This is a genomic window from Pauljensenia sp. C0170B4, assembly GCF_056590235.1.
In genome coordinates, this window is sequence record NZ_JBWPVS010000004.1 from 1 (window position 1) to 18,471 (window position 18,471).

Genomic DNA, 18,471 nt, shown 5'->3' on the forward strand with positions numbered 1-18,471 from the left:
TACTGCGGTTGCTGCGGCGGAACCGGTTGCTGGTACTGCGGCTGTTGCATGGGCTGTTGAGCATATTGCTGGCCCTGCTGCACCTGCGACTGGTCAGCAACTGGTTGCTGAAACTGCGGCTGCTGCGCAGGTTGCTCCGGCTGACTGAGTGGCTGTTCTTCGGCGGCTTCCGGCTCGGTCACAGGCTCACTTGGTTGCGATCCCTGGACTGGAGCGTCCTGGTTGCTGTCATGAACGTTTTCGTTGCTCATGAAGTCCCCTCACTAGCGTATTGACAGGTTACACGTAGCCCTAGTGTATCGGTTTAACTATTGTCTTGACGGAAATGGTCGAAGCCACCACTCAGCCGCTGCCCATCAAGACGAATCCCAGGTTGATCTCCCGGGCTCACTGCTCCGACCACGCCAATTGCCCTGAACGGTGAGGGCAACACAACCTGAGGCGGGAAAGTAGCCAACATCGGATGATCCTCACCGCCGAAAAGGACCCACTCCATAGCGTGATGTCCGCATGCCTGTGCAGCAGCATCCAGCGCCTCGACGTCATCGGCCAGCAGGGACGAATCAATTTCGAGCATCACCTCCGACGCGCGTGCCATCCTGCCTCCGTCACGCACCAGCCCGTCGGACACATCCATCATGGCGTGGGCATAGTGGCGAGCGGCAATCGGACCGGCTTCCAGCGGAGGCTCGGGCGCACGGTAAATCCTCACCGCTTCAGCGAAATCTCCCAGCAGGATATCGTCATGAAGTGAGGGGTCAACGATGCGGCGTGACAGCAATTCCAGGCCTGCGCCGGAACGCCCTAACGTACCCGCTATCGCTACGATGTCACCGGGTCGTGCACCTGAACGCAGGACGGGAGGCCCATCGACCCACCCGTGTGCGGTGACTGAAATGATCAGTTCCTCTCCCCCGGTCAGGTCGCCGCCGACCACGCCTGCGCCCGCTTCACGGGCACGCTGACCGAAGGCCTGCACCATGTCCACAAGCCAGTCAACGTCGTAGTCACCACGCAGAACAAGGGACACCACAAGCGCGCTAGTGCGCCCACCCATCGCAGCGATGTCTGCCAGATTCTGGGCCGCAGCCCGCGCACCTATTTCAGCGCCGGTGGACCAGGCTTTCAGAAAGTGACTCTCTCCGACCAATGTATCGGTGGTCACCAGGAATGAGGGTTCAGGGCAGGAGATCAGCGCGCAGTCATCACCTGAACCGACGATGGTGCGCTCACCCTGGGGAAGAACATTGACAAAACGGGCGATCAGGTCGCCTTCATCACAGTCTCGGACCTTCATGCTGTCAGTGTACGTGAGCGTGCTGACGCATACAGACACATTGCTGCCGCCGAGGCCACATTCAAAGATTCAGCTTTCCCTGCCATCGGGATGCGCACCAGATGGTCGCACTGACGCATTTCATCGGGTGACAGGCCTCGCGCTTCATTGCCGAAAACCCATGCGTGTGTGCGGGAAAGGAGCGGCGAGTCGCCCTCGTCAATGTCGAGAAGGCTGACAGATCCGTGGCCTCCGGACGTCCCAAGGACGAGTGCACCCCAGGTGCGAGCGCGCTCGATCGCCGCATCGAAAGTCAGGCCTGACATGATCGGCAGGTGGAACACTGATCCCGCTGTTGAGCGGATCACTTTCGGGCTGCGAACGTCAGCGGTGCCCACCGTGGTCAGGACGCACTGCGCACCCATCGCATCGGCCGTGCGGATCAGCGTACCGACGTTGCCGGGGTCTTGGATGCGCGCAAGGATCACTGCCAGTGTGTCAACGCTCGGCATCTGCGTAACAATCGCGTCGTGTCGAGCGACCGCGATGATGCCCTGACAGTCAGGGGACATCGCGTGAGCAACCTCGTCGGTGACGCGGTGAACCCACCGCGTGGCCTGGCGGGCCTGCTCCATGATTTCTGGCTGGGATTCCTCGACTCGTTCGGTGACGTAGACGTCGGTGACGCACTCGGGGCGCCATGTCACCAGTTCGAGGACTGCTCCTGGGCCTTCAACCAGGAGGAGTCCGGTGCGTGATTGTGCTGAGCGCCCGCCGAGTGAACGGACTGTTCGCACGCGGTCGGCACGCGGGTTGTCCATCACAGGCGGGCGCTCAGGATGAAAATTGTGAGTCAATCAGGATGCCTTGGGGGCGTTGACGTCTTCGGGCAGCGCTTCACGGGCAGTCTTCACAATTGCTGCGAAGGCGTTTGCGTCGTTGACTGCCAGGTCGGCCAGCATGCGGCGATCGATTTCGATGCCGGCAAGGTTCAGACCCTGAATGAGGCGGTTGTACGTCATGCCGTTTGCGCGTGCGGCAGCGTTGATGCGCTGGATCCACAGGCGACGGAAGTCACCCTTGCGGCGCTTACGGTCACGGTAGCTGTATACGAAAGAGTGAGTGACCTGCTCTTTTGCCTTACGGTACAGGCGTGAGCGCTGCCCACGGTATCCGGATGCGCGATCAAGTGTGGTGCGACGCTTCTTGCGGGCGTTGACAGACCTTTTCACACGTGCCATGTTGTTATCTCCTTACCTACAAGTCTTCGCTATCACTTACCCAGCAGGGTACGAACTCGCTTCGCATCTGCAGGTGCCAGCACCTGGTCACGGGAGAGGCGGCGAGTACGGCGTGAAGACTTGTGCTCGAGCAGGTGACGCTTACCAGCACGTTCACGCATGATTTTGCCGGAACCGGTCACGCGGAAGCGCTTCTTGGTTCCTGAGTGCGTCTTGTTCTTTCCTTTTGACATAGTGTCGTTTCCTAACCTTCAACACCTCTTGGCACTGGTGCCAAGAAAGTAGCTACTGTTCCGCGCTTTCAGCGTTCCTGGCGCTGCGAGCTTGCTCCTTGCTGGAACGTTCTGCCTGCTTGTCACGGCGGGCTTCGCGCTCAGCCTTGCGGCGGCGGCGTTGTTCGCTCATTGCTTCTGACTTGCGTCGCGTTGGGGCGAGCACCATCGTCATATTGCGGCCATCCTGACGTGGGACGGATTCGACCGTCGCCATGTCACCGACCTCTTCTGCCAGACGTTCCAGCAAACGAACTCCCGCTTCGGGGCGAGACTGCTCGCGTCCGCGGAACATGATCATGACCTTGACTTTGTCTCCCTGGTTCAGGAAACGCTCCACGTGGTTCTTCTTCACGTTGAAGTCGTGGTCATCAATCTTCAGGCGGAAACGGATCTCTTTGAGCTGGGTGTTTGCCTGGTTGCGTCGCGCGTCGCGCGCTTTCTGTGCGGCTTCGTACTTGTACTTGCCGTAGTCCATCAATTTGGCTACTGGAGGTTTCGCGTTGGGTGCCACTTCAACGAGGTCGAGGCCTGCTTCGTCTGCCAGACGCAATGCGTCTTCGACGCGCACGACTCCGACTTGTTCTCCCGATGGGCCGACAAGACGTACTTCGTTTACTTTGATGCGCTCATTGATCCGAGGCTCGCTGATGGGTGGCTCCTTCCATGGTGGTGCATCACGAAAAAATCTCCGTGCGCAACGCAACGGAGACTGACACCACGTGGCCACAGCGATACTGCATGCAGCATCGGCTCAAGCCAGGAACCCGATCCCCTGAGGCGGGAATCAAGGTGGGAGTATCTCCGCTTACGTCCCGGGTACGGTACCCGGACAATCGACAGCTACTGTATCACTGCCGTCGAAGACAAATCCAGCGAGATTAGGCAGGATCGTCATGGGGTGCCTCACACTGCCAGATGTGGAAGGCCCCGCGTGCAACATCTGGTCACACACAGGGCCTTCGTCACCGAGATGCGGTGGTATGCGAATCACCCGCGGTTTACCACCACGATCCTGACGATCTCAGTTCAGTGATTTCTGGTTCAGTGCTTCCCTCGGGGAATGTCACCTGGCCTGACACACGGAATTCAACGTTGTCCGGTGAGGGGTTCTTGTTGAATTCGGTCGGATTTGTCTGGGTCTTGATCGTGGCCTTATCCGTGACGAACTCAAATGCGGAGACGTCTTCGAGGGTGGTGGGCAGTTTGGTCACTTCCAGAACAGCGAGTTTGGTGCTCTGCACGCCGCTGGGGCATGCTTCATTCAGGTTTCCACCGTCGAGGGAGGCACAGCTTTCCACGAATTCCTTGGCCCGATCAAGCATCAGTGTCTGCAGTTTTTCGGTCGGTTCGGGGGCGTCCCACCAGAGCGTCGAGGATGACTCCGGGCCCCCCACGATCAGGCTCTTGTCGGGATAGTTCACATACTCATTGGATCCGTAGGATGCCTGCGCTGGGTAGATTCCGGGGTACAGGTAAAACGTCTGATACTCCTGGGAGTTCTGATCATCGTTCGTGATCGGAACGCTTTGAGAGCCGATGGTGACCGAGTCAAAAGTGCCTGGCTGGAGGGTGATCTCTGTGGCTAGTGTGTCGTCAATCTTCCAGTTCTTGAGAACGAGGAAGGTGGGCTGGGCAGGGGTGACCTGAAGTGTCGTATTGACGACTTGCCCATCAAGGTAGTATTCGACATCCAGCATTACTCCACGCGGCTTGTCGGAGCTGAGTGAATAGTCATCACTGCCGGAATCAGTTCGCGTCACCGAGAAGTTTTCGATTCGCGCGGTCGCGCCGGCCATTGCTTCGTTTGTCAGAAACGCTCGTTGATTATTAGGTTTGCCGGGGTCCACCATCTGCGATGCAGCATTCGCGTCACCTGCTGCAAGATATCCCAGGTATTCTTCAGCAGCTTTTTCAGGGGTCCGCGTGCTGTTGAGGATGTAGAAAGCGATTGTCCCGATCAACGCGAGTGCCATCAGTACGCCGATGACCACCAACACGATGCGGACAGTCTTGCCGGACGAGGACTTAGTCGTGGTCGCTGCGTAGGAAGACCCGGCGCCAGAAGCCATCGCAGCAAACTGCGGCTGTGGTTGCGGCGAGTACTGTTGCGGGTTGGGCTGCTGATAGTACTGCTGCTGGGCATATTGCTGCGGTTGCTGCGTCGCTTGCGCGTATTGCTGTGCCTGCCCCTGCTGCGGTTCTGGCGAATCAGCGGGCGGTGGTGGCGGAGGCATATACGAGTCAGCACTCCCATGAGTTTCGGAGTGTGAATTCAGGTCGTTGCCATTCGCATTTTCGGACATAGTGCCATACTCCCGGTAAAAAGATTTAGCGCATGAAAGCGCTTCTATCCTAGTCAACTTTCATCGTGAAGTGGCCGATCGCGCCCGCTTTCAGAACTGGAAGGGGAAGTCGAACGAGTATGCAGGGGCTCCACTGTCATCAAAAGTAACGGCTCCGACCATCTCGAGCTCATCCTCGTGAGGGGAATCGCCTCCATCACTGCAGAGTTGAAGCTCTGGGCTGCGTAGGCATCCTTTTAAGGCAACATTTTGACAACAATCTTCCCGCTTCAGTCCTCAGGAGTCACGATCTTCATATGGAAAACAGGATCTGATCTCTTCGACAATTCGACCGTGCCCTGGACGGCGAGTTTTTGCTCCTTGTCCGGTATATTGAGCCCGTCATCCCTGAAATGGAGCGTCGCCCTCGTCACATCTGTTCGCATGTCCGGAATCCCCGTGGAGTGCACCATCGACACAAGCTGGTTGTCAGCGGGGCCGGCAGTGGTCAGTTCTCCATTGAGGGCGGCTGATTCTGATTGCTCATCTATGTAGAAAGCGTAAATGAATCCGCACTGTTCATCAGGATCGTCGCGGTTTTCCCGGCATTCATGCAGGAAAGGGTTCGCGCAGTCAACAAATGCCGCAGTGAATGTGTCTGTCAGTTCCGGCTCCCATTCAACAACCGACTCCGGAGAGTATTGATCACTGTCGTCAGGTGCCACAGTCAGATCCTGATCGGCGAATCCGGAAGGAAATACGACAGTCGTAGCCAGCGGTCTGGTGATCTGCCAGGTATCTTCACCAACGGGCCGGCTCACCTCGATTTCCACTTCATATTCCTGTCCGCCCAGCAGGTAAGTGACGCCGAACAGACACCTCAGGGCTGTCGGATTGTGACGGGCGGATCATCATCACGATCACGACGGCAGCCACGGCTATCACAGTGACCACTGCACATACGATGCCGACAATCAGGCCGGTTTTTCCTGGGTGGCGTGGACTGCACATTGGTCGGCCGGAATGGAGTGGGTTGCGGAGCAGGCTGCGTCATCGGCTGGTCTCCTTACCAGCGTCGTGACAGGTTATGATCATCGTAAGAGACCACGTTCAGGATTAACAGCTATACCGCCTGAACCCACGTTGGCGCGATCATGATCTGGTCAGCCGCAGCTTTGAGGCGATCACTGCCGTGAATGCAGTTGATTGCGCGGGACAATTCGTTTCGGATCGCGCGCTCGTCCCCACCGGCGGCCGCGCACAGCTCGACGATGACGCGACTGCCGCCTCCATGATGGATACGCACATCGACCACGCATCGGACACCCTCGTCCATGATGATGCGCAGCAGACCGGCGGCAAGTTCGCGATCTTTCCACGCGGGCAGCCACCTGTCCCCCACTGACAGCGAATTGCACGCGGGGCGCGGGATCACGATATTCGCACCGCGCGGATCGGCCACTATCAGCCCTCGGGTTTCGACGAGGGCGCTCAACGCGGCAAGGCGCGTTGAGACAGGCAATGGGCGTGCCTGTGGGTCAAACGCTGCAAGCTCATCCGTTGACGTGAACACGGCCAATGCCGGGCCTTCAGGTGTTTCCGCCCTGGTGAACTCCACGTGGTTGTCAGAGTTTCCGCCATTGAGGACAACTGGAATAATGACGCGCTCACTGCTCAGTGCGTGAACAAGCTGTTCGAGGCGCTCGCCCTGCTCGCTGCGGGTACCGGCTGGCAGTCCGAGTGCGTGACGCGTCAACGGCAACGTCTGGCCACAATCCGATGAGTCGGTGTGCAGTGTCAGGCGCTGCGCAATCTTGTCGCGTTGCTCATCGCTCAGTTCCATCATGACTGCTGAGGGCCGGCCGCTTCCAGCGCCTCTTCCAACGTGAACGCCCCGGCGTACAGGGCTTTGCCAATGATTGCACCTTCTAGGCCGATCGACGTCAGTTCACGCAGGGCTCGAATATCGTCAATGCTGGACACACCGCCCGAGGCGACAACCGGCGCATCGGTACGTTCACATACGGCGCGGAGCAGATCAATATTCGGCCCCTGCATCATGCCGTCACGCGCCACATCGGTGACCACGTATCGGGCACAGCCAGCCTCGTTCAGACGCTCCAGGACCTTCCAGACATTTCCACCTGGTTTCGTCCAGCCTCGTGCTGCCAGAGTCTCACCGCGCACATCCAAGCCCACGGCAACCTGATCGCCGTAACGCTGGATAATCGATTCGGTCCATTCGGGGTCTTCCAGCGCTGCCGTGCCGATATTGATGCGGCGTGCACCGGTGGCCAGGGCGCGCTGAAGTGAGGCGTCATCACGGATGCCGCCCGACAGTTCAACGTGCAGTGGGATCTGGCGTACGACATCAGCCAGCAGGTCGATATTGGATCCGCGTCCAAAAGCGGCATCCAGGTCAACCAGGTGCAGCCACGCGGCGCCTGCGTGGGTGAACGCCTGTGCAGCTTCCAGGGGTGCGCCGTACTGTGTTTCCGTTCCTGCCTCACCCTGGCGCAAGCGCACTGCTTGCCCCTCAACCACGTCAACGGCAGGCAGAAGAATCAACGGAGTATCCATCAGTCACCTTTTCAAGTCAGATAGAGCGGTTTTAGTCAGACACGGTGGTCGCCAACCAATTCTGCAGCAGCTTCAAGCCGGCGGCACCAGATTTTTCGGGGTGGAACTGTGTGGCGCTCAGCGCTCCGTCTTCCACGGCTGCGACAAAGCGCTGACCGTAGGTTGCCCAGCTCGTCTGCGGAGCAGCTGCGGTGCGAGGGCGAGATGTCTGAGCCGGATCATCCATCACGGCGTAGGAATGCACGAAGTAGAAGTACTCCTCATCCAGTCCGTCGAACAGTGTCGTGTCGGATGCGGCTTCAACCTGTGTCCACCCCATGTGTGGAATGATGGGCGCGTCCAGACGGTCCACGGTTCCGTCCCACTGCCCCAGGCCCTCGGTCGTGCCCTTTTCAGTGGAGCGGTCGAACATGATCTGCAGCCCGACGCAGATTCCCAGCACGGGCCTTGCACCAGCGATCCGGCGTTCAATCATCCTCAGGCCTTGCACTGCGCGCAGCTGGTCCATCACCGTGATGAATGCTCCCACACCTGGCACCACCAGGCCGTCAGCTTCGCTGACTTCCTGCGGATCAGCGCTCAGTGAGACGTCTGCACCGGCTCGTTCCAGCGCACTGCACGCTGAGCGCACGTTGCCTGACCCGAATTTCAAGACGACGATTCGAGGGCGTCGCTGCATCATGCTCATGGTTTTCTGAACCACCCTAATGGGCCGCGTGGTCGCTTCAGGCATGTGCCATCAGGTGCGACCGACCCGTTGTAGTCATCCGGGGTGGTTCTGCCCAGCAGCAGGTCTTCAAGGGCCACCGGCATTGATCCGATCAGCACGCCAGCTGGAATATCGTCTTCCGGCTCGCCGGACACGTATCGGCGTGCACTGATCTGTCCGGATACACCCGGCTCCACATCTTCCTCGTCACCTTCAACCAGCCACGACATGATTGCCACGGAGCCCAGCTTGGACAAGCGTGAGGTCAGTCGTGCCACCTGATCCACTTCGGGTGGCATGGAGCGGCACTTGCCCATCAGTGAGGCCAGCTCGTCTTCCTCGGTCATCGGCTGATTGGAATCAACTTTCAGCCAAATCGCGGTCCAGGGCTTAATCGGGACGACGTGGACGGAAAGCCCGGCCAGCTGCAGGAGTTTGTGCAGCGCCTCGGCTGACGGAATCGGTGTGAGCACCAATGCGACCGACAGGGATCCACCTTCCAGGTGCAAGGATTCATCAACCGGAGTGTCCAGGTCATGCCGTTCGGCAGGTGCGCTTGAGCGCTCGAAGTCCGCAACGATTCCCGCGAACTTAGCGTCAATGTCCTCATCGTCAGGACGCTGAGGAACATCCTGGACCATTACAGTGCTCCTTTGGTAGACGGAATGCCACTCACCCGTGGATCCGGTTCAACAGCGCCGCGCATCGCGCGGGCAAGTGCCTTGAACTGCGCTTCCACAATGTGGTGCGGGTCGCGACCGGCAAGCAGACGCACATGCAGACAGATTCCGGCGTTATAGGCCAGCGACTCAAACACGTGTCGTGTCATGGAGCCGGTGAAGTGCCCGCCAATGAGGTGGTATTCCTGGCCGGCCGGCTCGCCCTCGTGCACGAGGTACGGCCGCCCTGAAATGTCCACAACAGCATGAGCGAGGGCTTCATCCAGGGGCACCGTAGCATCTGCGAAACGGCGGATTCCTGCCTTGTCACCAAGCGCCAACTTGATGGCCTGGCCCAGGCAGATCGCGGTGTCTTCGACAGTGTGGTGCACGTCCACGTCCACATCCCCGCGCGCCTGAACAGTCAGGTCGATCAGGGAGTGACGCCCAAATGCGGTGAGCATATGGTCGTAGAACGGCACACCAGTCGAAATGTTGGTCACGCCGCTGCCGTCAAGATTCACTTCCAGGTGAATTGTTGACTCTGATGTTTCGCGGTCAATTGTCGCAGTTCGCGCGTTCATGAGAGAACCTCCTCCAGTGCCGTCATGAATTGCTGGTTTTCCTCAGGTGTCCCTACGCTGACCCGCAGCCAGCCGTCAGGGCCGACGACGCGGATCAACACGCCCCGCTCCAGGAGCTTGTCAAAGATGTCCTGCCGGTTATCGAAACGTCCAAAGAAAATGAAGTTCGCGTCAGATTGAGCCACCTGCAGCCCTCGTGATTCCAGCCAGTGCGCGAGGGCGTCCCGACTGTCACGCAGGTCGGCCACCTGCTGCATGAGGCTTTCACGGTGACGCAGCGCCGCCAGTGCCACTGCCTGCGTGATGGCTGACAGATGGTAGGGCAAGCGCACCAGCATGATCGCGTCAATGACGTCCTGGCAGGCCACCATGTATCCCAGACGCAACCCCGCCATTCCAAATGCTTTCGACATGGTGCGGGAGACAACCACGTGCGGATTCTGCTCAAGGAGTTCGAGTGCCGAGGATGTCCCCGCACGCCTGAATTCCGCGTACGCTTCATCGATGACCAGCAGGCTCGCTGTGGGCTGTCCGTCCGGCCCGACAGGCCCGCTGAATCGTGTGTCGTCAGCCAGGGAGCGGATGTCGTCAAGTGACAGTGCTGTTCCGGTGGGATTGTTCGGACTGGCCAGCAGAACGACTGCCGGATGCTCAGTTTCGAGCAGGTCGCGCAGGGCATCCAGGTCGATGGAAAAATCCTCGTGCCGATCACACGTGACCCACCGTGAGCACGTGTCGCGCGCGTACTCGTGATACATCGAGTATGTCGGGGCACATGAAACGACGGTCCGTGACGTGCCGGCGAATGCCTGCAGAATCTGGGTCATGACTTCGTTGGAACCGTTGGCTGCCCATACATGTTCGGGCGGAACACTTACACCGCTTTCGTCAGCCAGATATCGTGCCAGTTCCCCACGCAGTTCCAGAAAATCGCGATCCGGGTAGCGGTTCAGCCCGCTGGCGGCGCGAGCCACTGAGCGCGCGATATCGTCAACCAGCTCGTCAGAAGGCGCCCACGGATTCTCATTGACGTTCAGGCGTACGGGCACATCCAGTTGGGGCGCGCCATACGGGCTCAGCCCCGCAAGTTCAGGGCGCAGCGGCAAACGTAAATCAGTCATTGCGTCCGCCTTCCTCGCGTCGGATCAGCGCGGCTGCTCCGTGTGCCGGCAGGTCTTCGGCACATGCCAGCGTGTTGAGGTCATCGGTGAGCGCTTCGAGCGCATCGCGTGAATACTCAACGACCTGCTGGCTGCGCAGATACTGTCCCACGTTCAGTCCGGCAGCGTAGCGGGCGGTGCCTCCTGTGGGCAGGACGTGGTTGGAGCCTGCAACGTAGTCGCCCAGCGGTACCGGCGTGTACGGGCCGACAAAAATGGCACCTGCGTTGCGCACGCGCAGCGCTACTTCGGCAGCATTCTCAGTCTGTACTTCGAGGTGTTCGGGAGCATACGCATCCACCACGCGCAGCCCAGCATCCACATCATCGACGAGGACGATGCCCGACTGCGGTCCGCTCAGCGCCGTCATAATGCGTTCGGTGTGCGCGGTCAGCGGTGCCAGCCGCTGAATCTCAGCTTCCACTGCATCCGCAAGCGGCTCACTGTCCGTGATCAGAACAGATGCGGCAGCAGGATCATGCTCCGCCTGGCTGATCAAGTCAGCGGCAACGAAAGCGGGGTGAGCATCACCATCGGCAAGGATCGCTATTTCAGTGGTTCCCGCTTCCGCATCGATCCCCACGTGAGCAGACACCACCCGTTTAGCTGCGGCCACATAAATGTTGCCCGGTCCTGCTACGACATCAACCGGTTCACACACGTCACCCTCGTCGTCAAATCCGTAGGCAAGGCCGGCGATTGCCTGCGCACCACCCATTGCCCACACGTCGTCCACTCCCAGCAGTGCGCACGCTGCAAGGATTGTCGGGTGCGGCAGTCCGCCGAACGCGCGTTGCGGAGGTGAAGCCAGGGCGATTGAGCTGACGCCGGCGACCTGCGCGCACACCACGTTCATCACAACTGAGGAGGGGTAGACAGCCAAGCCACCCGGGACGTAGACACCGGCGCGCTGCACTGGTACCCACCGCTGGGTAATCGTGCCGCCGGGAATGATGGTGGCGTGTTGCGTGGTGGGCAGCTGGACAGTGTGGCCGGCGCGGTTATGCTCGATCGACACTTCCAGCGCGCCGCGCACCGCAGGGTCAAGTCCATCGAGGGCGGCACGGATCTGGTCGGCCGGTACCTTCAGGCGATCGGGACGCACATGGTCGAAACGCTCGGCACAGTCCTTGATGGCGCTCGCACCCTCGTGGATGACGCTGTCGATAATCGGCGTGACAGCCTCGACCGCTGCGGTGATGTCGAATGCAGCTCGTGGCAGTTGACGGCGGATTGCATCTGTGGTGGCACTGGTGCCGCGAAGATCCATGCGTTTCATAACTCTTAGCCTAACTCAGGAGGTCATCACTCCGTCTGCTCCGACCACGGCCTTGACCTGGCTGAAAAATGCGCTGGATTTTTCGACGCGGTACTTCGGGTCAACTTCGACGATTGTGACGCGCCCGCCTTGGCGCAAGTGGATGCGCACAGGTGATTCGCCTGGGAAAGCTTCCAGCACGTCTTTGAGTTCGGTCAGCATTGAGCGAGTGCATCGGCCAGGAGTCATCTGCAGGTCCAGCGGGGAGTCCTGATCGTCACGCAGATCCAGCAACGTCATGGCCTGGCCGATCAGTTCGACGTTCTCATCGCGCTGGGTGACGCGCCCCTCGACCTGGACGATCGTGTCGGTAGCCAGGTAGGACTGAATTGTTTCGAACGAGCGAGGGAAGAAAAGCACTTCGATGGAAGCGCTGAGGTCTTCCACCGTTGCGATCGCCCACTGGTTGCCCTGCTTGGTGACCTTCATTTGAACCGACGACACCAGTCCTGCGACGCGCACCTTGCGGTCCGCCATGGCTTCTTCGGAGGAGACGATCGCGGCGATGTCGATGTCCTGGTATCGGCGCAGCGCCGCTTCCACACCGCGCAGTGGATGGTCGGAGACATACAGGCCAAGCATTTCGCGTTCATCGGCCAGTTTGTGCCGCTTATCGAATTCGGGCAGGTCAGGGATTTCGACCGTGAGGGAGGACTGTTCAGGTGCTGCTGCTCCACCCATGGCGGCAAACAGGTCGAACTGGCCGATGGCCTCATTGCGTTTCAGGTCGGTGACCGCGTCGACGGCCTCGTCGCAGCGGGACAGCAGGGAGCGCCGGTTCTTCCCCAGAGAGTCGAAGGCGCCGGCCTTAATGAGTGACTGGATGGTGCGCTTATTGCACACGGTGGCAGGTACCTTGTCCAGGAGGTCCTGGAAGGAGGTATACGCGCCTTTTTCCGAGCGCGCCTGCACGATACCGTCCACCACGTTCGCGCCGACGTTCTGGATCGCAGACAGGCCAAAACGGATGTTCGACCCATCTGGCGCGAACGTGCCCATCGAAGCGTTGACGTCGGGGGGCAAAACGGTGATATCCATGTGACGACATTCAGCCAGGTACAAGGCTCGCCGATCCTTGTTGTCTTTGGTCGAGGTCAGCAATGCGGCCATGTATTCAGTGGGAAAATTCGCCTTGAGGTAGGCAGTCCAGTACGACACCAATCCGTACGCCGCCGAGTGCGCCTTGTTGAACGCGTAGTTCGAGAACGGAACCAGAATGTCCCACAGTGTTTTCACCGCGTCATCGGAATAGCCATGTTCGCGCATCCCCTGCGAGAACGGTCCGAACTCCTGGTCCAGAATCTTTTTCTTCTTCTTACCCATCGCGCGTCGGAGCATATCTGCCTGACCCAGTGAGTATCCGGCCAGTTTCTGCGCGATCTGCATGACCTGTTCCTGGTAGACGATCAGACCGTACGTAGTGCCCAGAATGTCTTTGAGCGGCTCAGCAAGTTCAGGGTGAATGGGAGTGATTTCCTGACGCCCGTTCTTACGCAGAGCGTAGTTCGTGTGCGAGTCTGCGCCCATCGGGCCGGGCCGGTACAACGCGCCCACAGCTGAAATATCTTCAAAGTTGTCGGGGCGCATCAGTTTGAGAAGTTCTCGCATCCCCGAGCCATCCAGCTGGAACACGCCGAGCGTGTCGCCGCGTGCCAACAGGTCGTAGGTTGCCGGGTCGTTGAGCGGCAACTGATCAAGGTCCGGGACATCCTTGTTGTTCAGCCTGATATTTTCGAGGGCGTCTGACAGGACCGTGAGGTTTCGCAGCCCCAGGAAGTCCATCTTCAGCAACCCCAGCGCTTCACACGTGGGATAGTCGAACTGCGTAATGATCGCGCCGTCAGCGAGGCGCTTCATGATCGGAATAATGTCGGTCAGCGTATGCGAGGACATGATCACCGCGCATGCGTGGACACCCCATTGTCGTGTCAGTCCTTCCAGTCCCATCGCCAGGTTGACGATGTCGTGAGTCTGCGGATTTTCCTCGTAGTATTTACGGAACTCCGCTGCCTCGCCGTAGCGCTTGTCTTCCTTGTCGAAAATGCCGTGCACTGAAATGTTCTTGCCCATCACTGCCGGGGGCAGTGCCTTGGTGAGCTGCTCGCCTGTCTTGAAGTCGTAGCCGAGCAGTCGTGCTGAGTCCTTCAGTGCCTGTTTCGTCATGATTCGTCCGAAGGTGACGACCTGACTGATCCGGTCTTCGCCGTATTTACGTTTCACGTATTCGATCACTTCGTCGCGGCGACGTTCGTCGAAGTCCACATCGAAGTCAGGCATGGAGACGCGCTCGGGGTTGAGGAAGCGTTCGAAAATCAGGCCGTGTTCCATTGGGTTCAGCTCGGTGATACGCATCGCGTAGGCCACCATGGAGCCAGCACCGGAGCCTCGGCCAGGCCCCACGCGGATGCCCTGATGCTTGGCCCAGTTGATGTAGTCCGCCACCGTCAGGAAGTAGCCGGGGAACCCCATCGAGATAATGACGTCTTCTTCGTATTCAGCCTGTTTACGCACGTCATCAGGAACGCCGTCCGGGAAACGGTCGGCCAGCCCTCGTTCAACTTCCTTGATGAACCACGATGTTTTGTCTTCGCCCTCGGGCACGGGGAAATCGGGCATGTAGTTGGCGCCCTCTTTGGTGGTGGTGAAGTGCACGTCGCAGCGTTCAGCAATATCCAGGGTGGTGTCGCATGCTTCGGGCAGTTCAGCCCAGGTGCGACGCATGTCTTCGCTGGAGCGGATATAGTAGCCGTCGCCGTCGAATTTGAAGCGGTCTTGGTCAGCCAGCTTGGCACCCGAGTTGATGCACAATAACGCGTCCTGCACATCGCGGTCTTCTTTTTTCACGTAGTGCGCATCGTTGGTCGCTACCAGTGGAGCATTCATGAGCTTGGCCAATTTGAGCAGGTCATTGCGTGTGCGTCGTTCAAATTCGATGCCGTGATCCATGACTTCGACATAGAAGTTCTCCGGCCCGAAAATGTCGCGCAGCTCCCCTGCTTCACGCACTGCTTCATCCCACTGACCCAACCGCATATGGGTTTGGACGGCTCCCGACGGGCACCCTGAGAAAACGATCAACCCTTCGTGGTATTCCTGCAGCAGTTCCTTGTCGGCACGCGGCCACTTACCAAACTGTCCTTCCGTGGAGGCGCGTGAACCAAGGCGAAACAGATTCAGCATGCCTTCGGTCGTGTAGGCCAGCAGTGTCAGGTGATTGTATGCGCCATTGGCCGAAACGTCGTCACTGCGCTGCCACGGTTCTCCCCAGTGGACACGCTTCGTGTCAAATCTGGACGTGCCGGGAGTGACGTATGCTTCAAGGCCAATGATCGGTTTAATTCCGGCATCTTTGCACGCTGAATAGAATTCGAAGGCGCCGAACAGGTATCCGTGATCGGTCAGTCCGATTGCCGGTTGTTCGAGGCGGGCAGCTTCCTGAACCATCGGCGCGATTTTCGCTGCGCCGTCCAGCATGGAGTATTCGGAGTGGTTGTGAAGATGAACGAAACTGTCACGGGTGGCCATACGTGTCATCTTAATGGTTCTGCAGTGCCCTCGATGAGCTGAGCGAGGTGACGATGCTCAATTCCTGCATCCCAGAATGTGTCGTCGCCGTGTGACACATATCCGAGGCGTTCGTAGAATCCCTGTGCCTGCAGTTGCGCGTCGAGGTCGACCCGGGCGTGCCTGCCGGCAGGGGTTCGTCGTGTGACTTCTTCGTGCAGAGCATTGACGAGGGCGGCTCCGCATCCACTGCCGCGTGCCTCCTGTCTGACAGCAAGGCGCCCCAGGTGATAGCAGTCATCACCATCCGGGATGAGGCGCACGGTTCCAACAGGGTGGCCAGCCTCGTCCTCGGCAATGAATTGGGTGACGGCGGGGTTGAAGTCGCGTGCATCAATTTCAAGGACCATAGGAACGTGCTGTTCAACAACGAACACATCCCACCTGATCGAGATAATGGCGAAGCGGTCGGAGTCGGTGGCGCGTCGGACGTGAAGAGTGGTCATCGTGGTTTTCTCAGGAGTGTGAGGGCAGCATCAAGGTCGTCCATGTACGGTGCGTCCACGGTGACGTGTTTGCCGGTGCGTGGGTGTGCGAAGCCGAGCTGGACGGCGTGCAACCATTGACGTTCCAAGCCGAGGCGTTCAGCCTGCGTGGGGTCAGCGCCGTAGAACACGTCGCCGACACACGGATGGTTGACCGCTGCCATGTGGACGCGGATCTGGTGTGTGCGACCAGTTTCCAGGTGGATTGACAGCAGGGCTGCACCAGCCATGAGTTCAAGGGTGTCGTAATGTGTCACGGCACGCTTGCCACCTTCGATAACGGCCATGCGCCATTCGCGCGACGGATGGCGGCCAATGGGCGCGTCGATGGTGCCTGATGGCGGATCCAGGTGTCCGGCGACCACGGCATGGTAAATCTTCGTGACGGTGCGTTCCTTGAAGGCCCGTTTCATCACCGAATATGCCAATTCGGATTTGGCGACCATCATGGCGCCAGATGTACCCACGTCAAGGCGGTGCACGATTCCCTGGCGTTCGGGCGGGCCTGACAGTGCGATGCGGAAGCCTGCGGCTTCCAGGTTGCCGATCACTGTGGGACCGGTCCATCCCGGGCCCGTGTGTGCCGCAACGCCGACAGGTTTGTTGACCACGACGATGTCGTCATCATCGTAGAGGATGTCCATGCCGGTCACGGGTGCGGGCTGCACACGGTGCTGCGGTATGTCGACTTCAATGAGGTCCCGAAGGCTGAGCCGGTCCGACTTCCGACTGACGGCACCGTTGATGCGCACGTGTCCTGCGCTGACAAGGTCACCGGCCTGAGAGCGTGACATGCCGAGCATGCGTGAGAGTGCCACGTCCACGCGGGTATCGACCAGCGCGTCCGGCACTGGCAGGTAGCGGTGCTCGAACTCGTCACTCATCGGTGCGCGCACCGGAATGGGAGTGTTCTGTTCGCAGAAAGACGATCACCATCAACACTGCTGCCACAACGATCCAGATATCGGCAACGTTGCCAACGAAGTAGTCGTTGTAGTTGATGAAGTCAACGACGTGTCCGCGCCCGAACGAGGGAGGCTGCACGAGGCGATCCACCAGGTTACCCGCCGCTCCCCCGGCAAGAAGACCCACCACGGCTGCCACACTCGTGGAGGTGATTTTCGGCAGGACCCAGATGATGACGCCGAGCACGACCACTGAGATGATCGTGAAAATCCACGTTGAGCCTGCCCCCATCGAGAAGGCGGCTCCGGAGTTCCTGACCAGCTGGAGACTCAGGAAGTCACCAATAAGTGGACGGCGCTGCCCCTCGGACAACGAGGACAAAGCCCAGAATTTCGTGACCTGGTCACTGATCAGTGCGACGAGTGCTACAACTATGGCGCTGACCAGTGGGCGCCGTGACACATTCGTTGCAGCTGGACTCGTTGACACATGTTCTCCTAACAGGTGGGGCATAAATGTGGCGGCAGCGTCTGGTACGCCGCCGCCACACAGTCATTGGCTTGAGAAACGTCAGTTTTCCGAGCTGTCCTCGTTCACTTCGGTCAGAAGTTTCTCGAGGTGAGTGCGGATGGACTGACGGTATTCCGTCTCGAATCCGCGCAACTCGTTGATCTTGTTTTCCAACAGTCCGCGCTCCTGGTCGAGCTGAGCCAGGATCGTTTCATGCTTGCTCTCTGCGTCGGCAACGATCTCATCGCCCTTGGTGCGAGCTTCAGCAATGATGCGTTCTGATTCTTCGCGGCCGTCGCGCACGTACTCGTCGTGGACGCGCTGCGCCAAAGCAAGCATCGAGGTTGCGGATTCGGGTTCGCTGGGCGTGGCAGGCTGAACCGGCTGCACAGGCTGAACGGGTTCTGGTTCTGGTTCGGGCTGCGCGACCTGCGGTTCTTCCTCGACAACAGGCTGAGCAGTTTCGGCAGGAGTGGAGAAGCCAGATGCGTCGGCCGAACCTTCCTGGAGTTCGGTGATGCGGCGTTCGGCTGCTTCAAGCTTTTCCTGGAGATTCTGCTTCTCCATGTTCAGGTAGTAGATCGTCGCAACGACTCGGTCGAGAAAATTGTCTACCTCGACGGGGTCGTAGCCTTCACGGAACTTCACTGCCTGGAAGTTCTTGTTCAGAACTTCGTCCGTTGTCAGCAGCTGAATCTGTTCCTGACCTGTGGGCTCGTCCATTTCCTCACCTCTCGGTATCTGCCCTGTCGAACGCCGATTGGTAACCGCCCGACGATCGTGGTGTCACCAGCATTCAACCTGATGACACTGATTGTAAGTGATACTTATTCTATCGGACACATGAATCACTGAGGCAACTTCAGTCACAGCGACATCACATTCCAATATGCGTTTCAATTAATCTACCGTTTGAACGCCT

General features: G+C 59.1%; 20 protein-coding genes. All 20 read right to left on the bottom strand.

Translation table 11 applies throughout. From position 1 onward, the window contains the following. Positions 1–251: hypothetical protein (locus tag AC1EJ1_RS05860; protein WP_480295520.1), on the bottom strand; the 251-nt coding region annotated here is incomplete at its 3' end. 53 nt (positions 252–304) lie between these two features. Continuing rightward, positions 305–1,297, bottom strand: a complete 993-nt coding sequence (gene thiL / locus AC1EJ1_RS05865) for a thiamine-phosphate kinase (RefSeq protein WP_285014665.1) — start codon at positions 1,295–1,297, stop codon at positions 305–307. Beyond that, positions 1,294–2,133 (bottom strand): TrmH family RNA methyltransferase, encoded by an 840-nt coding sequence (locus tag AC1EJ1_RS05870; RefSeq protein WP_480295521.1) that lies wholly within the window; start codon positions 2,131–2,133, stop codon positions 1,294–1,296. The genes thiL and AC1EJ1_RS05870 overlap by 4 nt, the downstream gene beginning before the upstream one ends. After that, a complete protein-coding gene (rplT, locus tag AC1EJ1_RS05875; protein WP_058236484.1) occupies positions 2,134–2,517 on the bottom strand; it encodes a 50S ribosomal protein L20 in 384 nt (127 codons plus the stop codon). It abuts the gene before it with no gap. Positions 2,518–2,549: 32 nt separating this feature from the next. Then, positions 2,550–2,750, bottom strand: a complete 201-nt coding sequence (rpmI, locus tag AC1EJ1_RS05880; protein WP_058236483.1) for a 50S ribosomal protein L35 — start codon at positions 2,748–2,750, stop codon at positions 2,550–2,552. Between the two features lie 52 nt (positions 2,751–2,802). Further along, positions 2,803–3,519, bottom strand: coding sequence for a translation initiation factor IF-3 (infC, locus tag AC1EJ1_RS05885; protein ID WP_227469198.1), 717 nt, complete (start codon positions 3,517–3,519; stop codon positions 2,803–2,805). 271 nt (positions 3,520–3,790) lie between these two features. Next, positions 3,791–5,095 (bottom strand): hypothetical protein, encoded by a 1,305-nt coding sequence (locus AC1EJ1_RS05890; protein ID WP_285014662.1) that lies wholly within the window; start codon positions 5,093–5,095, stop codon positions 3,791–3,793. Positions 5,096–5,364: 269 nt separating this feature from the next. Then, on the bottom strand, positions 5,365–5,895 hold the full coding sequence (locus AC1EJ1_RS05895; protein ID WP_285014661.1) for a hypothetical protein: 531 nt from the start codon (positions 5,893–5,895) through the stop codon (positions 5,365–5,367). A 302-nt stretch (positions 5,896–6,197) separates the two neighbouring features. After that, positions 6,198–6,920, bottom strand: a complete 723-nt coding sequence (locus AC1EJ1_RS05900; RefSeq protein WP_285014660.1) for an SseB family protein — start codon at positions 6,918–6,920, stop codon at positions 6,198–6,200. Next, on the bottom strand, positions 6,917–7,654 hold the full coding sequence (gene priA, locus AC1EJ1_RS05905) for a bifunctional 1-(5-phosphoribosyl)-5-((5-phosphoribosylamino)methylideneamino)imidazole-4-carboxamide isomerase/phosphoribosylanthranilate isomerase PriA (RefSeq protein WP_070725872.1): 738 nt from the start codon (positions 7,652–7,654) through the stop codon (positions 6,917–6,919). The genes AC1EJ1_RS05900 and priA overlap by 4 nt, the downstream gene beginning before the upstream one ends. A 31-nt stretch (positions 7,655–7,685) precedes the next feature. Next, positions 7,686–8,342: an imidazole glycerol phosphate synthase subunit HisH gene (gene hisH / locus AC1EJ1_RS05910; RefSeq protein ID WP_285014657.1), complete on the bottom strand. Its 657-nt coding sequence runs from the start codon at positions 8,340–8,342 to the stop codon at positions 7,686–7,688. Then, complete coding sequence (locus AC1EJ1_RS05915; RefSeq protein WP_058236478.1) at positions 8,339–9,004, bottom strand: hypothetical protein; 666 nt, start codon at positions 9,002–9,004, stop codon at positions 8,339–8,341. Before AC1EJ1_RS05915 ends, hisH begins: the two co-directional genes overlap by 4 nt. Then, a complete protein-coding gene (gene hisB, locus AC1EJ1_RS05920; protein ID WP_058236477.1) occupies positions 9,004–9,606 on the bottom strand; it encodes an imidazoleglycerol-phosphate dehydratase HisB in 603 nt (200 codons plus the stop codon). The genes AC1EJ1_RS05915 and hisB overlap by 1 nt, the downstream gene beginning before the upstream one ends. Then, positions 9,603–10,727 carry a histidinol-phosphate transaminase gene (locus tag AC1EJ1_RS05925; protein WP_285014654.1) on the bottom strand — a complete coding sequence of 375 codons (1,125 nt, stop codon included), beginning with the start codon at positions 10,725–10,727 and terminating at the stop codon, positions 9,603–9,605. The genes hisB and AC1EJ1_RS05925 overlap by 4 nt, the downstream gene beginning before the upstream one ends. Then, complete coding sequence (hisD, locus tag AC1EJ1_RS05930; RefSeq protein WP_285014652.1) at positions 10,720–12,045, bottom strand: histidinol dehydrogenase; 1,326 nt, start codon at positions 12,043–12,045, stop codon at positions 10,720–10,722. The genes AC1EJ1_RS05925 and hisD overlap by 8 nt, the downstream gene beginning before the upstream one ends. Positions 12,046–12,060: 15 nt before the next feature. Beyond that, a complete protein-coding gene (dnaE, locus tag AC1EJ1_RS05935; protein ID WP_285014650.1) occupies positions 12,061–15,609 on the bottom strand; it encodes a DNA polymerase III subunit alpha in 3,549 nt (1,182 codons plus the stop codon). 5 nt (positions 15,610–15,614) lie between these two features. Then, entirely contained in the window at positions 15,615–16,094 is a 480-nt protein-coding gene (locus AC1EJ1_RS05940; protein ID WP_285014648.1) for a GNAT family N-acetyltransferase, read from the bottom strand. Further along, entirely contained in the window at positions 16,091–17,017 is a 927-nt protein-coding gene (locus AC1EJ1_RS05945) for an RluA family pseudouridine synthase (RefSeq protein ID WP_285014646.1), read from the bottom strand. The genes AC1EJ1_RS05940 and AC1EJ1_RS05945 overlap by 4 nt, the downstream gene beginning before the upstream one ends. Continuing rightward, positions 17,010–17,528 carry a signal peptidase II gene (lspA, locus tag AC1EJ1_RS05950; RefSeq protein ID WP_285014644.1) on the bottom strand — a complete coding sequence of 173 codons (519 nt, stop codon included), beginning with the start codon at positions 17,526–17,528 and terminating at the stop codon, positions 17,010–17,012. Before lspA ends, AC1EJ1_RS05945 begins: the two co-directional genes overlap by 8 nt. Positions 17,529–17,609: 81 nt before the next feature. Next, positions 17,610–18,245, bottom strand: coding sequence for a DivIVA domain-containing protein (locus tag AC1EJ1_RS05955; protein WP_285014727.1), 636 nt, complete (start codon positions 18,243–18,245; stop codon positions 17,610–17,612). Between the last annotated feature and the right edge of the window lie 226 nt (positions 18,246–18,471).

What these genes read in the sequence shown, in the direction of transcription:
- thiL (WP_285014665.1), bottom strand. Translation starts at nt 1,297, where the DNA reads ATGAAGGTCCGAGACTGTGATGAAGGCGACCTGATCGCCCGTTTTGTC.
- rplT (WP_058236484.1), bottom strand. Translation starts at nt 2,517, where the DNA reads ATGGCACGTGTGAAAAGGTCTGTCAACGCCCGCAAGAAGCGTCGCACC.
- rpmI (WP_058236483.1), bottom strand. Translation starts at nt 2,750, where the DNA reads ATGTCAAAAGGAAAGAACAAGACGCACTCAGGAACCAAGAAGCGCTTC.
- AC1EJ1_RS05890 (WP_285014662.1), bottom strand. Translation starts at nt 5,095, where the DNA reads ATGTCCGAAAATGCGAATGGCAACGACCTGAATTCACACTCCGAAACT.
- AC1EJ1_RS05900 (WP_285014660.1), bottom strand. Translation starts at nt 6,920, where the DNA reads ATGATGGAACTGAGCGATGAGCAACGCGACAAGATTGCGCAGCGCCTG.
- priA (WP_070725872.1), bottom strand. Translation starts at nt 7,654, where the DNA reads ATGGATACTCCGTTGATTCTTCTGCCTGCCGTTGACGTGGTTGAGGGG.
- hisH (WP_285014657.1), bottom strand. Translation starts at nt 8,342, where the DNA reads ATGAGCATGATGCAGCGACGCCCTCGAATCGTCGTCTTGAAATTCGGG.
- AC1EJ1_RS05915 (WP_058236478.1), bottom strand. Translation starts at nt 9,004, where the DNA reads ATGGTCCAGGATGTTCCTCAGCGTCCTGACGATGAGGACATTGACGCT.
- hisB (WP_058236477.1), bottom strand. Translation starts at nt 9,606, where the DNA reads ATGAACGCGCGAACTGCGACAATTGACCGCGAAACATCAGAGTCAACA.
- AC1EJ1_RS05925 (WP_285014654.1), bottom strand. Translation starts at nt 10,727, where the DNA reads ATGACTGATTTACGTTTGCCGCTGCGCCCTGAACTTGCGGGGCTGAGC.
- hisD (WP_285014652.1), bottom strand. Translation starts at nt 12,045, where the DNA reads ATGAAACGCATGGATCTTCGCGGCACCAGTGCCACCACAGATGCAATC.
- dnaE (WP_285014650.1), bottom strand. Translation starts at nt 15,609, where the DNA reads ATGGCCACCCGTGACAGTTTCGTTCATCTTCACAACCACTCCGAATAC.
- AC1EJ1_RS05940 (WP_285014648.1), bottom strand. Translation starts at nt 16,094, where the DNA reads ATGACCACTCTTCACGTCCGACGCGCCACCGACTCCGACCGCTTCGCC.
- AC1EJ1_RS05945 (WP_285014646.1), bottom strand. Translation starts at nt 17,017, where the DNA reads ATGAGTGACGAGTTCGAGCACCGCTACCTGCCAGTGCCGGACGCGCTG.